Annotated in this window: 14 protein-coding genes; 10 read left to right on the forward strand and 4 right to left on the reverse strand. The window is 38.8% G+C overall.

What is annotated here, in order from left to right; translation table 11 throughout:
• The first annotated feature begins 169 nt into the window (after positions 1 to 169).
• Together lepA and recQ are read left to right on the forward strand one after the other, a co-directional pair.
• A complete protein-coding gene (gene lepA, locus J9537_RS06940; RefSeq protein WP_010744692.1) occupies positions 170 to 2008 on the forward strand; it encodes a translation elongation factor 4 in 1839 nt (612 codons plus the stop codon).
• 122 nt (positions 2009 to 2130) lie between these two features.
• Positions 2131 to 3882 (forward strand): DNA helicase RecQ, encoded by a 1752-nt coding sequence (gene recQ, locus J9537_RS06945; RefSeq protein ID WP_218257218.1) that lies wholly within the window; start codon positions 2131 to 2133, stop codon positions 3880 to 3882.
• Between the two features lie 122 nt (positions 3883 to 4004).
• Here recQ and J9537_RS06950 read toward each other — a convergent pair whose 3' ends face one another.
• Entirely contained in the window at positions 4005 to 4277 is a 273-nt protein-coding gene (locus J9537_RS06950) for a hypothetical protein (protein ID WP_010744694.1), read from the reverse strand.
• Between the two features lie 204 nt (positions 4278 to 4481).
• Positions 4482 to 5300, reverse strand: a complete 819-nt coding sequence (locus J9537_RS06955) for a helix-turn-helix domain-containing protein (RefSeq protein WP_218257219.1) — start codon at positions 5298 to 5300, stop codon at positions 4482 to 4484.
• Between the two features lie 469 nt (positions 5301 to 5769).
• Between J9537_RS06955 and J9537_RS06960 the strand changes: the two genes are divergently transcribed.
• From J9537_RS06960 to J9537_RS06995, 8 genes are all read left to right on the forward strand, one after another.
• The gene (locus J9537_RS06960) at positions 5770 to 6747 is read left to right on the forward strand and encodes a C-terminal binding protein (RefSeq protein WP_218257220.1); all 978 of its coding nucleotides are present in this window, start codon (positions 5770 to 5772) and stop codon (positions 6745 to 6747) included.
• 11 nt (positions 6748 to 6758) lie between these two features.
• Positions 6759 to 7925, forward strand: a complete 1167-nt coding sequence (locus tag J9537_RS06965; protein WP_218257221.1) for a hypothetical protein — start codon at positions 6759 to 6761, stop codon at positions 7923 to 7925.
• 32 nt (positions 7926 to 7957) lie between these two features.
• Positions 7958 to 9175, forward strand: a complete 1218-nt coding sequence (locus tag J9537_RS06970) for a LeuA family protein (protein WP_218257222.1) — start codon at positions 7958 to 7960, stop codon at positions 9173 to 9175.
• Between the two features lie 22 nt (positions 9176 to 9197).
• The gene (gene buk, locus J9537_RS06975) at positions 9198 to 10262 is read left to right on the forward strand and encodes a butyrate kinase (RefSeq protein ID WP_218257223.1); all 1065 of its coding nucleotides are present in this window, start codon (positions 9198 to 9200) and stop codon (positions 10260 to 10262) included.
• A 13-nt stretch (positions 10263 to 10275) separates the two neighbouring features.
• Positions 10276 to 11190, forward strand: coding sequence for a phosphate acyltransferase (locus J9537_RS06980; RefSeq protein WP_218257224.1), 915 nt, complete (start codon positions 10276 to 10278; stop codon positions 11188 to 11190).
• A 134-nt stretch (positions 11191 to 11324) separates the two neighbouring features.
• Positions 11325 to 12014, forward strand: coding sequence for an alpha/beta hydrolase family protein (locus J9537_RS06985; protein WP_218257225.1), 690 nt, complete (start codon positions 11325 to 11327; stop codon positions 12012 to 12014).
• A gap of 433 nt (positions 12015 to 12447) precedes the next feature.
• Positions 12448 to 12831 carry a hypothetical protein gene (locus J9537_RS06990; protein WP_218257226.1) on the forward strand — a complete coding sequence of 128 codons (384 nt, stop codon included), beginning with the start codon at positions 12448 to 12450 and terminating at the stop codon, positions 12829 to 12831.
• A 40-nt stretch (positions 12832 to 12871) separates the two neighbouring features.
• Positions 12872 to 13513 carry a DUF2922 domain-containing protein gene (locus tag J9537_RS06995; RefSeq protein ID WP_218257227.1) on the forward strand — a complete coding sequence of 214 codons (642 nt, stop codon included), beginning with the start codon at positions 12872 to 12874 and terminating at the stop codon, positions 13511 to 13513.
• 147 nt (positions 13514 to 13660) lie between these two features.
• On the opposite strand, the gene J9537_RS07000 is transcribed toward J9537_RS06995, so the two are convergent.
• Together J9537_RS07000 and J9537_RS07005 are read right to left on the reverse strand one after the other, a co-directional pair.
• The gene (locus J9537_RS07000; protein WP_218257228.1) at positions 13661 to 15004 is read right to left on the reverse strand and encodes a DUF1576 domain-containing protein; all 1344 of its coding nucleotides are present in this window, start codon (positions 15002 to 15004) and stop codon (positions 13661 to 13663) included.
• Positions 15005 to 15018: 14 nt separating this feature from the next.
• Complete coding sequence (locus J9537_RS07005) at positions 15019 to 15783, reverse strand: DeoR/GlpR family DNA-binding transcription regulator (RefSeq protein WP_218257229.1); 765 nt, start codon at positions 15781 to 15783, stop codon at positions 15019 to 15021.
• Between the last annotated feature and the right edge of the window lie 176 nt (positions 15784 to 15959).

Raw genomic sequence — 15959 nt, forward strand, 5'->3', positions numbered from 1 at the left:
GCTAAAGCATGAAGTAGAATTGAATGCTGATTTTGGATTACATTCTAAGTATAGCAAAAGCAAGATTATTTTTCTCTTACCGACTTTGAGAAATAGGGGAAAAGACTTTTTTTCTACTAGAAACGTTGGTATAATTGACAGTGCTGATTAAAAGAAATGAGGAACTTTGATGAATATAGAAGAAATGAAGAAACGCCAAGAAATGATTCGAAACTTTTCGATCATTGCTCATATCGATCACGGCAAATCTACGCTGGCTGACCGAATCTTAGAACAAACCAATACTGTAAGTTCCCGTGAAATGCAAGAGCAGTTGTTAGACTCAATGGATCTTGAACGTGAGCGGGGAATTACGATTAAGTTAAATGCTGTTGAGTTGCATTATACAGCTAATGATGGACAAACCTATATTTTCCATTTGATCGACACACCAGGACACGTCGATTTTACTTATGAAGTATCGCGAAGCTTAGCTGCCTGTGAAGGAGCCGTTTTAGTTGTTGATGCAGCGCAAGGAATCGAAGCACAAACACTAGCAAATGTTTATTTAGCTTTAGATAATGATCTGGAGATTTTGCCTGTTATCAACAAAATCGACCTTCCAGCCGCTGACCCAGAACGCGTGCGCAAAGAAATCGAGGACGTAATTGGGATTGATGCCGAAGACGCTGTTTTAGCCAGCGCGAAAACGGGAATTGGTATCAGCGAAATTTTAGAACAAATCGTAACAAATGTCCCTGCACCAAGCGGTGATTTAGAAGCACCACTTAAAGCCTTGATTTTTGACTCGGTCTACGACAGCTACCGTGGTGTCGTTTTGAATGTTCGGATCACTGACGGTATTGTTCGACCGGGTGATAAAATTCAATTGATGAGTAACGGAAAAACCTTCGATGTAACCGAAGTAGGTGTTTTCTCACCAAAAGCAGTCCAGCGTGATTACTTAATGGTGGGGGATGTTGGCTATATTACCGCCAGCATCAAATCTGTTCAAGATACTCGTGTCGGGGATACGGTTACCCTTGCCAATAATCCAGCGGAAAAAGCCCTTGATGGTTATCGCAAAATGAACCCGATGGTATTCTGCGGATTGTACCCAATCGATACGTCTCGCTACAATGATTTACGGGAAGCACTGGAAAAATTACAATTAAATGATGCGGCGTTGCAGTTTGAACCAGAGACTTCTCAAGCTTTAGGATTCGGCTTCCGTTGCGGTTTCTTAGGTTTGTTGCACATGGATGTTGTGCAGGAGCGTTTGGAACGTGAATTCAATTTGGAATTGATCACAACTGCTCCATCAGTTATTTATCACGTAAACCTAACAGATGGCACACAATTAGTGGTAGATAATCCGTCTGATTTTCCTGATCCATCTAAAATTCAAAACGTGGAAGAACCTTTTGTTAAGGCAAATATCATGGTTCCAAATGACTACGTGGGTGCGGTAATGGAGCTTTCACAGCGTAAACGTGGAGAGTTTATCACGATGGATTACTTAGATGATTATCGGGTAAACGTAGTCTACAATATTCCATTGTCAGAAATCGTTTTTGATTTCTTTGATAAATTAAAATCAAGCACTAAAGGGTATGCTTCATTGGATTACGAAATGGCGGACTACCGCGAGAGCCGCTTAGTGAAAATGGATATTCTGTTAAACGCTGAAAAAGTCGATGCTTTAAGTTTTATCGTTCACCGTGAATTTGCTCAAGAACGCGGACGTGCAATCGTTGATAAGTTAAAAACGTTGATTCCGCGTCAACAATTCGAAGTGCCTATCCAAGCGACAATCGGAACAAAAATTGTTGCTCGTACTGATATCAAGGCTTTACGTAAAAACGTATTGGCGAAATGTTACGGTGGGGATGTTTCCCGTAAGCGTAAATTGCTAGAGAAACAAAAAGAAGGTAAAAAACGAATGAAACAAATCGGCTCAGTCGAAGTCCCTCAGGAAGCCTTCATGGCCGTTCTGAAAATGGATGAGGATGAACCGAAGAAGAAATAAAAAGATTTTTCACATTCGATAGTGCATATTTTTTGAGGCGGCGGAAGAGACTCTCCGTCGCCTCATTTTTCAGTACATATTATTTTTTAAGTAGAACCAACAGTTAGAGAGAGGATATCAGCATGGATCGAATGAAGGAACTATTAGCAGAAAAATTTGGCTATACGCAATTTAGAAGCGGCCAGAAAGAAATTATTCAAAAAGTTCTGCAAAAGGAAAATGTATTGGGCATCATGCCGACTGGTGGCGGGAAGTCTATTTGCTATCAGCTGCCGGCATTGGTTTTGGAAGGGTTGACGCTCGTCATTTCTCCCTTGATTTCCTTGATGAAGGATCAGGTAGACAGTTTGAATGAGATAGGAATTCCAGCGGCTTTTATCAATAGTACGTTATCCAATTCAGAAATGAATGATCGCTTGCGGCAAGCGGCTCGTGGTGAGATCAAATTATTATACGTTGCGCCTGAACGTTTGGAATCAGCGGACTTTCGTGAGTTATTACGTTACGTTCCCATTGAGCTGTTAGCGGTGGATGAAGCTCATTGTATTTCACAGTGGGGACACGACTTTCGGCCGAGCTACTTAAAGTTGGCAGAAACGATTGAAAATTTTGACCAGCAGCCAACAATCATTGCTTTGACTGCCACGGCGACACCTCAGGTAGCAGAGGACATTTCTAGTTTGCTGCATATTGCAAAAGAGAATGAAGTGAAAACAGGTTTTGCTCGTGAAAATCTGGCCTTTCAAGTCGTAAAGGAACAAAAGGATCTCTATTTGCTAGAGTATTTAAAATTGAACAAAGGACAATCTGGGATCATTTATGCTTCTACTCGTAAGGAAGTTGATCGCTTATATCATTTATTGAAGCATCAAGAATTCGCTGTAGGAAAGTATCATGGTGGCTTGACTCCAGATGAGCGATTGAAGAATCAGGAAGATTTTCTATTTGATCGGATCGAAGTAATGATCGCGACAAATGCTTTTGGCATGGGAATAAATAAAAGCAATGTACGATTCGTTATTCATGCACAAATCCCTGGTAATTTGGAGTCTTATTATCAAGAGGCTGGTCGTGCCGGAAGGGATGGCTTACCCAGTGAGGCTGTCTTACTGTATGCGCCTCAAGATATTCAAATTCAGCATTACTTTATTGAGCAATCTCAATCGGAAATTACGTATCAGCAAAATGAATATACTAAGCTACGCGAGATGAATCAGTATGCACACACGCAGCTGTGTTTGCAGCGTTATATTTTAAAGTATTTTGGAGAAGATCAGCCGGATTGTGGCAGATGTAGTAATTGTCTGGATGAGCGGGAGCAGGTCGATATTACCATCGAAGCGCAGAAGGTGTTGTCCTGTGTGAAGCGAATGGGTGAGAAATTCGGCAAAGCGCTAGTTGCCAAAGTTTTGACTGGATCAAATGATCAAAAAATAAATCAGTGGAAGTTTCACGAGTTGCCCACATATGGATTGATGAAGGAGCATTCTCAAAAGGAAGTAGCTAATTTGATCGATTACCTCACTGCAGAACAGTATCTGGTCCCATCAAAAGGGCAATACCCATTGCTCTCTGTGTCTGAACAAGGAATCTCAGTGCTGCTAGGCAAAAAAGAAGTCTATCGTAAGCAGGCACCAGTGAAGCAATTAGTGGCGGATGATGAACTTTTTGAAAAATTACGAAGCCTGCGTTCACAACTGGCACAAGAAAAAAATCTACCGCCATACGTTATTTTCTCAGACAAAACGCTAACAGAATTGGCGGAAAAACAGCCTCAAACTTCCTTAGAATTCTTGCAGATTAAAGGGGTAGGGAAGAGCAAACTTGATAACTATGGCGAACAGTTTTTGACGCTTTTGAAAAAGGAAAATTAATTGGTAATGCTCGATTATCTTCATTTTGAGGAGTCGAGCTTTTTTGTTGATCAAAAAAGCACATGCATGAGGATACACTTCACGCATATGCTTTTTAATAGTCTATTATTTTAAAGTCATTATTAATGTGTTTCAAAGATTTGAGGCACGATGGTATCGATTTTTAGCAACTCTTCTTCAGAAAGAGTTTTGCCATCTTTCCGCCAAATGCTGATTCGACGATGATCCTTTTCAAGGGCATAGTTCTCAGTGACGTATTTTGCTCGCGGATTATTTAATAGATTTTTGATGAAGAGCGCTCGCAGCTGACTAATCGTTAAGCCATTTTCTCCCTGCAGAAAGAAGGGGGACTCGAAGTGATAAACACGACGATCAGAAGAAATAGTTCCACGCATAATTTTCTCCTTTCCAATATTCCTTTCAATTATTCTATCAATAAATAGTTAATATAAAAATAGAAATTTAGAAATTATAATTAATCTACAAATTTTGGATATTTCATATAGGAAATGGCCGAAATAAATTGAAAGAAAAAAGACCTATCTAAACGGTTATAACCGTAGATAGATCTTTTTTTACAAATATAAAGCAAAAGTATGTCAAGCGATCCTTTCATAAAACCAGAGTAATTGGGTTTCTTCCTGACTTTCATTGCACCAGCTGTGATTTTCTTTTGAGCTGTAACTTAAGCAGTCCCCTTCTTCTAGATAATAAACGGTCTTTTCTCCTATGGTAAATGTTACTTTGCCAGACAGTACGAATACGATTTCATTTCCCGGGTGGGGCTGAAGCGTTGGTCGTTTCGATCCAGGCTGCAGTGTATAAAGCATAAAAGAGAGTCGAGAATTATTTTGATTTAACAGATTTTCAATGGATAGACCGCCTTCTTCGTCTATTATTTGAACACGATGCTCCTTTTTTACCAACTGTGAGGTTTCTTCAGGATCAGTTGAAATATAATAAAGAACATTTTCCCCGTAATAATCAGCAATTTTTTTTAATACCTCGATACTGGGATTTACCTGCATATTCTCGATTTTTGATAAATAGGAAGTAGAGATTCCAACCGCGTCGGCAACTTCCTTGATTGTTTTACTCTGAGCTTGGCGGCTTTCTTTCCATTTTTCACTGAGAAAACTTTTAGTTAAGGCGTTCTCTTCGGAAGGATTTGCTTCGTTCAAGCTGTACGAATCTACCATCATTTTCACGGCCTGTGTTCCCATTTTCATGTCTACGGACCAATTTTTTATTTTCATTAACATTTCGATATCATGTTGGTCAAAGATTCGATAGCCATTTTCACTTCGTTTAGCAGTAAAAAAACCGTTTTGTTCCCAATTTCTAATAGTAGCTGGGACGACCTCAAGTATTTTGGCAACTTCTTGTATCTTAAAGTAAATATTATTAGATGTTAACATCGAAGAGCTCCTTTATTCAAACTAACAAATTTAGTTATCGGGTAGTCATTTAGATAGTTACGATTTTTTGTGTTCTAAGGCACTCTTAATTTTAAAGTAGTTTGACTATCGTTGTCAACGAACCTTATAAACGGGAAGAAACATCTAGAAAAAAGCGAAATACGATAATTATTTTTTGTTCTTTATTACCGGATGTAATGTCTTTCGAGATGTTCTTTCACAAAGAGATGAAAAGATGATATCTCTCGATCTAGTTAGCTTTTTTGTGTCATTGTTATGAGTGAGAAGAGGTTATTTTTTTAAAATCAGGAATTCCATTTATTGTTAGTGAATTTCTTAACTTGTAAAAAGGTGTTTACAAAGTTAAGAAAATACCTTACGATGTCTTTGAAAACGTATTCATAAATACTTTGCGCAAAGTTCATTGAATCATTTCATCATTCTTTTTCGAAAAAAGGGAGGCTTTTTTATGAAAGTTGTACTGTTGGATTCACAGGTGATTAGTGGATACGATTATGCCATTGAACGAAAGATTGTTGAGGATGCTGGGTTTGAATTTGTTATGGGAACTTGTCAAAGTGAAGACGAAGTAATCGAAAAGTATAGTGATGCAGACGCTATTTTAAACATAGCGACGAAAATGACTGAAAAAAGTATCGGTCAGTTAACAAACTGTAAGGTGATGATCCGTTACGGGATTGGTGTCAATGAGTTTGATATGGATGCCGCAAATAAAATGGGAATCAGAATTTGTAACGTAACCACCTATTGTATCTCCGAAGTTGCCATTCATTCGACAGCATTGGCCCTAGCATTAACTAGACAACTAAAACATTTTGATGATGCTGTTGGACGAGGGGTCTGGAATCAAGAACTTGGGAAGAAAATGCGTCGTCCATCTGCTCAAACAGTTGGATTAGTTGGCTTTGGAAATATCTCAAGACAAATTTCTCGTAATTTTCAAGGTTTGGGTTATACCGTAATCGCCTATGATCCATATGTTTCAGCAGAAGTCTTCAAAGAAAATGGGGTCCAACAGGTTGAACTTGATGCCTTGTATGCACAGTCAGATATCCTCTCTCTGCATCTTCCTGAAACGAAAGATACAGCCGGTATGATCAATGCTGAAGCATTCAAAAAGATGAAGGATGGCATTATTTTGATCAACGCTGCTCGTGGTGGTTTGATTGTTACCAATGATCTCATCGACGCGCTAAAAAGTGGAAAAGTTGGAGGTGCTGGATTAGATACACTGGCGGAAGAACCAATGAAGGATGTATCAAACCCATTAGTGGGAATGAAGAATGTGATTCTTACTCCCCACATCGCCTATAATTCTGCTGAAGCAAATCAAGAACTCTTTGCTTCGGTAGCACAAACGGCAGTAGACGCACTGGAAGGAAAGAACCCACCAAATATCTTGAATAAGAAGGCATTGAATTTATAAGGAGCAGCGAAATGGAAAAAAAAGAAAGCACGTTTCAAAGTTTGCTCGTTTCTTTTGGATTAGCCTCTGTCTGGTTCGGGATTTATATTGGTCCGGGATTTTCAGGCGGAGCGCAGCTTGTCAGTTTCTTCGTAGGACAGTCATGGCTAGGGGTATTTATTGGTCCGCTTTTTACGACAACTATCGCAGGAGTGATTTGCTACCTTGTGCTGGAGTACTGTCGCACCTTTGAACTTTATGATTTCCGTTCTTTTTATGACCGTGTTTTTGGAAAGTTCAATTTCTTTTTTGCTAATGTCAAAGAATTTTCAGCAATACTGGCTTGTATTACGATTTCTGCATTGACCTTTGCTACTGGAGGACGTTTACTGTCAGATTTTTTTAAGGTTTCGGCTGTGGCAATGGGGCTCTTGACCTTTGGAATAGTGATTCTGTTGATTCTTGCTGGACAGAAAATTGTTTTACGTTCAGCTTCCTTCATTGCTATCGCATTGATCCTTTTGATTAGTTATATCGCAGTGCGAGGTGTCCCTGCTTCTTGGGAAGGGATAAGTACTTATGTGGCTAATCGAACGATGAATGCGCCAATGTCACAAGTTCTCATGCAAATCGTTCTCTACATCAACATTATGGTCGCCTTTATAGATGCGGTGATCCCTGCTTCCAAAGGACAGGTGAAAACGAGAAAGCACTCTATAGGAACAGCGGTTCTCGGGAGTTTGATGGTATTTATTTCAACAATTGCCATGAATATTATTTTTGCGGCGGGGATGCCAAATGTCGCAGGGGAAGATTTACCTACTCTATGGAGTCTAAATCATATTATTGGAGCAGGTTTTACGGTGCGTTTGTTGTATACGGCAATTGCTTACCTAGCAGTTTTATCTACTGGAGCCGGATACTTATATGGGATGATTGAACGTTATCAATTGCTTGTTCACAAAGTTTGGAAAAATTCTAGCTATAATGCACGAAGAATTTTACTTGTAGGCATTTTAACGATTTTGGCTTTCTATTTTGGACGAGCTGGTATTCCGCAAATCGTTACAACTGCCTACGGAATTATTGGCCGAATCAATATTCCGCTTTTTGAAATTCCATTTTTAGTTATATTACCTTATCAATTATACAAATATCAGAAAAATAAGATTTCTACTGAAATTGAGTTATCAGAATAAAACTATTATAAAGAATTAAGGAGGAAAAGTAGATGGGTTTTAGAGAAGAAGGAAAATGGTGGGTAAGTCCCTCAAATTATGATGAAAAGGTGACAAATCAATTCAAATTTGTTGATCAGATCCAATTTTTAGATACGACGCTTCGTGATGGTGAGCAACAACCAGGGATTGTTTTAACCAAAGAAGAAAAAGTTGAAATTGCCAAAAAATTGGATGCGGTAGGTGTTCATCGGATTGAAGCGGGAACCCCAGCTGTAACTCAAGAAGATGCGGACGCTATCAAAGAAATCACTAGTTTGGGATTGAAGGCGGATATTTATTGTTTTGTTCGAAATATGGTAAAGGATATGGAATTAGCCAAAGAATGTGGAGTAGATGGTGTAGTTGCAGAAATTCCTGGAAGTGAACATTTACTTGCTAAAGGAATCAAATGGGGCGCGGAAAAAGCGATAAAATCAGCGATCGAGGCAACAGCAAAGGCACACGAACTGGGCTTAAAGGTACTATTCTTCCCGGCAGATGGCTCACGTGCAAGCATGGACTTTCTGATGGACACTGTTCAAGCAATTGTTGATGGCGGTGGTCATATGGATTCTCTGGCATTAGTTGATACCTTTGGTGCATTATCACCAGAAGGTGCACGTTTGAGAATTTCACAATTAATTGAGCGTTTTCCAGGCACCCCGATTGAGTGTCACTTCCATGATGATTTCGGATTAGGAACAGCTACTTCCTTGGCTGGTTTATCAGCAGGTGCTTCGGCAGTTCACGTTACAGTGAATGGTATTGGTGAACGAGCTGGATCAGCACAGCTTGAGCAAGTAGCTTTGTCATTGGAAGCATTATATGGACAAGACACGGGCTTGGATTTATCTAAATTGAAAGATTTATCGGATACAGTGGCTCGTTTGGCACGCGAACCTATCAATCCGACGGCACCAGTAGTCGGTGATGCGATTTTTGGTTGGGAAACGGGAATGCCATCTAGCTTATGGGAAAATGCACGTAAGTCGGATCCTCTTGTTATGCTGCCTTATCGTTGGGATCTTGTAGGTAACCGAGAACCAGTCTTGGATTTAGGAAAGAAATCAGGAAAAGACAATTTGCGTGTTTGGTTAGAACGTTATGATCTGACTGTTGAAGAAGACAAGAAAATGGATCTGTTAATGGCTGTGAAGGCCAAAGGAATTGCCCTCCATCGAACATTAAATGAAGCAGAATTTAGAGAATTAGTCGCAGATTTTCAATAAATAGGAAAGTTGGCTGCTTGAGATGAAAGCATTGATAATGAACTTAGGAGGAACTTCTACAAAAGTTGCCATTTATGTTGGAAATAAAAAGATTTTAAGCGACACGATTCGCCATCCTGCAAAAGAGACTGAAGGATACAAAAGGATTTGGGAGCAGTACGATTATCGAAAACAAGGAATTCTTGATTTTCTAAAGAATCATCAACTCTCGATTCATGATATTGAGTTATTCATTTCTCGGGGGCCGTCAGTAAAGCCACTGGAATCTGGCGTCTACGAAGTGAATGAAGCGATGGTAGCTGATGCGAGATCGGGAGATTATGGGCAGCATGTATGCAATTTAGGTTGTGGGATTGCCTTGGATTTTGCGAAGGAAAATGGGAAAATGGCTCTGATTGCAGACCCTCCTTGTGTAGATGAAATGATTCCGATTGCCCGCTATACAGGACTTCCACAAATCGCTCGTCACAGTTATTTTCAAGCATTAAGTCATAAAGCTTTCGGCAGATTTATTGCTTCCAAGATGGATAAGAAGTATGAGGAAATCAATATCGTCATTACCCATCTCGGATCGGGTATCTCCTGTGGAACCCATAAAAAAGGCAAAGTAATCGATATTACAAATGGCTTAGATGGGGATGCGCCATTTGGAATGGATCGTAGTGGGACACTTCCAGCAGCAGATTGGAAAAAAATGATTCAGTCAGAGAAATATACCAATGACGAATTAGACTATATGTTAAATGGCGGTGGCGGTTTAATGGCTCATCTAGGTACAAACAATGGAGAAGAAATTGAAAGAAGGATAATGAAGGGAGACACTCAAGCGCAAGAGGTTTTTGAGGCAATGGCCTTTCAAGTATCTAAAGCTATCGGTGCAGCTGCCGCCGCAATGAGGGAGCAGCCTGATGCGATTGGTATCACTGGAGGATTAGCAAATTCTGAACGCTTTGTCGATTTTGTTAAGAAACATGTTTGGTGGATGGCTCCGATTTTTGTTAAACCGGATATTGATGAGCTTGACGCATTAAGCGCCGTATGTATACCGGCTTATTCAGGTGATATTGAAGTAAAAGAGTATAAATAAGGCAGGTGATACGATGCAAATAAAAACATTCAAGGAACTGCATGCAAAAATACGAGAACTAGATCCGTTAAAAATCGTCATTGCGATGGCAGATGAGGAAGAGGTTTTATTGGCAGATCGAGCAACAAAAGAGGGAATCGCAACTTTTACTTTAATCGGGAACGAAAGTCGTATTCAAGAGCTTTTGAAAAAAAGAGGAATAGAATCTGCCAACTTTGATATCATCAATGAACCAAAGTCGAAGCATGCTGCTAAGCTAGCAATAAAAATGGTTAAGGAGCAGCAGGCGGATATTCCAATGAAGGGATTGCTGCATACTTCTGAGTTTATGGGAGCGATTCTAAACAAAGCAGAAGGTTTCGAAAGAATCAAACGAATTAGTCAAATAACGATCTTTCAAGATCATACCCATACTTTAAAATTTTTAACGGATTGCGCGATTAATATTGAGCAAAATTTATCGGTGAAGAAGGATATCATTGAGAACGCTGTTTCTGTGGGGCATTCGTTCGGTATTTCTCACCCGAAGGTCGCATTATTAAGCGCAGTGGAGACTGTCAGCGAAAAAATGCCTGATACAACATTGGGAGCAATCCTAGTCCAAATGAATAACCGAGGACAAATAAAAGATTGTGTGATTGATGGCCCGCTTTCACTGGATAATGCGATTTCGAAAGAAGCAGCTGACATTAAAGGAATCCACAGCTCAGTGGCTGGAGCAGCAGATATCCTTGTAGGTTCTTCTTTGCAAGAGGCCAACACTTTAAGCAAAGCACTTCACTTTTACGCAGGATTTGAAACGGCATCCATGATTGTAGGTACTCAGGAACCTTTTATTATGACCTCAAGAACCGATGCTTTACAGAATAAAGTAAATTCAATCGCCGCGACTTGTTGGCTTTATCAGAAACAAAAAGGGATAAAGTAAACGTTCAGCATCTAGGTTATGGTCAAAAGTCCATTTGGCTGTAACCTAGTTTTTTATGAGAAAGCCACTTTAATCCAATAAGCATGGTACAATTTACTTAAGATACGAAAACGATCAATAGGATGGTGAGAACGTTGAAAAAATATCCCTATCAAAAGGAAGAAGACTGCGTTATTCAAATCGCTGAACCTGAAGTCATGGAGAAGAATCAAGTAATTGTTCTGATTCATGGTGGGTATTGGAGACAGGAAAAAAGTTTGGAGACATTAACCAAGATGCAAACTTTTTTCGTTGCGCAGGGCTATTTAGTTTGCAATATTGAATATCGCCGCGGAAAAAAGAATCCATGGCCTACCCCTCTAAATGATGTGAAAACTGCGATTCAAAAAATAGAACTATTGTATCCAGCTTATGATATTGTTCTGATTGGTCATTCTGTTGGTGGACAATTGGCGCTTTTGAATGCAGAGAAGAAGCATAAGGTGATTGCATTAGCACCAGTAACCGATCTAATTTACACCAATGAAAATGAACTAGGTGATGATGCAGTTACGGAATATTTTGGAAATAGCGCGCGTGCAGAAGAGCTCCTTGAGGCTTCTCCTCAAGAGCATCTACCATTAACAGTAGAGAAATGCTTAATTATTCATGGGAGCGACGATGTACGAGTAGACGTGGAAACCACTTTGAATTATTTTAAAAAGAATTTGTTAAGTAAGAATAATATTGAACTGCTTATTCTCCCTCAGATGGCTCATCAGGACATCATCGAGCCAAACCAACATCATTTTGAGTATATGATAAGTTGGCTGAATCAGGAATAAAAGGAAATTCTCAAATTGGGGAGCTTGTCGCCTAAATAATGTTATTAAACCAGTAAAGCATGATTCTTAAGGGTCATGCTTTTTTATGTGCGGATTTATTTTTAGAAGTATGATGACAAAAGTAAAATACCAGAAATAGTTAAAGGATAAACAGATAAATTTGAAGGACTAGAAGAACGTATAGTTGATATCTAAGCATGAACCTTCTCAAAAAAGGGGTAAAAAGAATAAATAACACACTTGAACGCTTTATGCTTTTTTCGTTTATTTCAAATTAAAAAAAGAGTTTTTTTGGTTTCGAATGCTTAGTATCCCAAGTTTCTCCGCTTGTGAAAAACCATTTTTTAGAAAAATGTCATTTGACAAGGCTGTTTTTTTAGGATTATAGTCATTGCGTGATCACTGAAAAAAGAGAAAAAAGGAGCTATCGATAATGAAAAAACCGCTATTTACCCCGGAACAACTTTTTAGTCTTAAACCAAAGACGATTGAAAAACGTATGAATCATTATTATCAGGATACTCGTGATGCCAAGTCGACGATCCAATTTTTGGTAGCGCTTCAAGTTCGAGATGAGCTTGGTGGAGAGGACTTCTCCTTCTTTATGAAAGGACTTGTACGCAGAATATTTCTAAAGAGCAAAACTTCTCGTACTTTGCGTCGCTATTATGTTTATTTTAAGGAATATTTTTCTTCAAAAGAATGGAAACTAGTCTACTTGCACTTATTCGCAGCAAAATCATTTATCAAAGAAAAGGTTGAAAAAGTAATGAACCAAGTGATTATGACACCGTTAAGAGGACTAGTAGGCTCTTGAGCGAATATCACAAAAATCTAACGAGAAGGGAAGGAAAGATTTGGTAGAATTGGCCGCAACATTTGAAAATAGTTTTGGGAAAGAACATATCGTACGAGTGAACGATGCAAATACTGAGCTTCCGCCAGAGCAAATCAAAGCCTCTTTAGAGAAATTGACGACCATTAAACTTTTCAGAAAAAAAGGTGCTCGTCTTTTTGATAAATTAGTCACAGCAAGCTTTTTCGAAGAGATAGAAACCATTATTTTCGATACTACGAGTGAAGAAGCCACGTATGAAAGTACGGAACAACTTTCCAGTGACGAAGAAGAGGATGAAATCGAAGCACAAGTGTACAATCAAGGATTAGAAGATACTAGCGTTAGCTCTTTGACTGAGCCTAAATTGACTATGGTTGAAGAAAAAATGATTGAACCAAGTGTATTAAAACGAGTAGTGAGTCTGCCAACAGGTACGACAATTCGTGATTTTTCACAAGAACAGCTGCATTCTTTTGTTTTAACAGTTATACCTGAGAAGGGACATCTCTTAGATGCCCAACTCAATCAGGAAACAGATCCAATGTGTATTGAACTATTCATAAAGTTTGAGGAAAAGGCAAATCAGAAGAATAAAGCATCACCCTTTGGCGCTATTAGGAAGTCTTGGCAACGATTGGGCCGATTCAAAAAACGCTGGTGAAGACGAATATTTAGTATGAATCAAGGCTGATAAGAGTCGATTTCATTTCCGCGGGTGATTTTCGATTCTTCCATTTCCCTGATACCTCACTCAAAAAAAGCAGCTAACTAAGCTACTTAATAGAGTTTTATAGAATGGGTTCAAACGTTAAGATTGATCGTCTCTTGTAATCTTGGACTTGAAAAAGAGCGTTCCTGTCTTTTTCATCCACTTGGTTACCAGTTGTTTTTCGACATGGATGATTCTTAAATGCAGAGACTGAAAATACACTTTTAATTTACTGTTTTTATAAAATTGAACACGAACAAAATCCATTAATAAAACGGTAATCCCACCTGCAAATCCACAATTGTATAGGTTGATGCCTGCAGTCAAGTACTGGGTATTTCTAGTAATCAAGGAAAATATTCCGCCGGAAAGTGTACCTGTCAGCAGCCCGTACTTTCGCGTCATTGGTGAAAGTGTGCTGGCGAAAAGAATAATCACGATGTTGTTGGTCGTGGCCGCGTCTTGATATAGAAGTAAAGCGGTAAGAAAAACACCTAGCGCAGGAAAAAAGAAATAACGAAATTTGAAGTTGTACATGCTGAAGCCCGCAAAGGTCAAAATAGCCCCCACCAAGATTCCGCTTAATGGCACTCTTAGCATAAGAGTAAAAATAATGGCCAAATAGCCATAGAGTGAAAAGCGCGCGATTTTTTTTAGATCCAGAAGCAGATGCTTCGAATGTGCGGCATTTTTTCTGTAGAAGGAAAGAAAAATGAGCAGTGGAAACGTGAATAAGGCGATCAAAAACCAAAGAAGCGGCTGATGATGTTCGAAGGATAACGCATGTGGGACAATTTTAATCGCTAAAACATTTCTTGTCATCAAGTTTCCAAGGACACCGATAAAACCAGCAGAGAACCCCATATTATAAAGATTTAACTCTTTAGTGTGGACTTTCAAAAATTCAAAAATCGGAAGAATTGTGTAACCAATCAACAAACCAGTAATCAATGCAATGACTATATTTAAAAGCAATGAATGATTTGGTGCGCTATAGATCGTGCTCACAATAGGTGAAAGACAGGTACTTAACAGGCCCATTACCAATAAATCTTGTCGTCCTGAATGATGAATCTTCAAATAAATCAGGCAGCCTAGAATGATTGGGGCTGAATTGACAATGTTTTTTCCAAAAAAAGAAAAGCCGGATAGCATCATGATGACAGAAACAGTTAACGAACAAAAATGGTGCTTATGCTTCCGTAAAAGAAAAAGACTACTTAATGTCAATAAGCCGCTATTTAAAAATGCGGAACCCACACCAGCGATGTGGACATAATCTGTAATCAAATTACTAGGTGAGCGAACAATATGCTGCATGCCCACTAACAAATCCTGCGGACTAGCTAGAAAAAAAGCGGCAAGAGTAATTGAACAGCCATAAGTGAATAAGAAAATGAAAATAAGATCAGTGGAAAGCAAAACTTGTCTTGTTTTTCCCAAAGAATGACACTCCTTTAAGTGACTTGAACGACAGTGACCCCCATATGTTGAATCTTAGTTAAAACCTCTTCTGAACTGAATTGATCTGTAATCAAATAGTCAAAGGCAGAAATATCTGCCATTTTAAATTTTGATGTTTGTCCTACTTTGCGATGATCCGCAACCAAAATCTTGCATCTAGTTGTTCTTTGAACCATCATTTCATTGATGGTTGCCTCATTCATGAATTTCGTCGTTACCCCATTTTCAATATCGATTCCACTACAGCCCACTACACAGGTATCGGCATTGATGGAAGATAAAAGATTGATAACCACATCCCCAACTAAAGCTTCTTTAGGAAAACGCATTTCCCCTCCAGTTAAGACAAAATTGTACTCGGGATTTTGAGTAGCATAATTGATTTTTAAATTATTCGTAATGATTGTTAAGTGCTCAGAATGTAAATAGTCCACAGTTTTAATCGCGGTGGAGCTAGAATTGATGAAGACTGTGTCATAATCATGTATGTATTTGCTGGCTTCTTGAGCGAGGGCTTGTTTGATGCGAACCGGACCGGATTGCTCTGTGTCCGGTTTATTTTCGTAATTAAAGATACAATAGCCAAACTTGCGAATGATATCATTTTTTTCTTCCAATAAATGCAGATCTCGACGAATGGTACTAAGGGAGACATCCAGAGCTTCAGATAGTTCTAGTGTAGTCATATGCTCCTTTTTTTCTAGTATGTCTAAAATATCTTTATGGCGTTTATCGATATTAATGATTGAATTTTTCAATTAACTTCCCCCTAAAGGAAAAAATTTCAGGCGTTCCTAAGAAGTAAAATGCTTTATATGATCTTATTATACATTTTTATTGAGCATAATTATATATAAAATCTTAAAAAAATCAAAAAATCATATAAAAGGGCTTTCTTATGATTGTTTTCTTTTATTCTTAAAATAAGACCTAA

Source organism: Enterococcus raffinosus (assembly GCF_019175485.1).
In the GTDB taxonomy this organism is placed as follows: Bacteria; Bacillota; Bacilli; order Lactobacillales; family Enterococcaceae; genus Enterococcus_A; species Enterococcus_A raffinosus.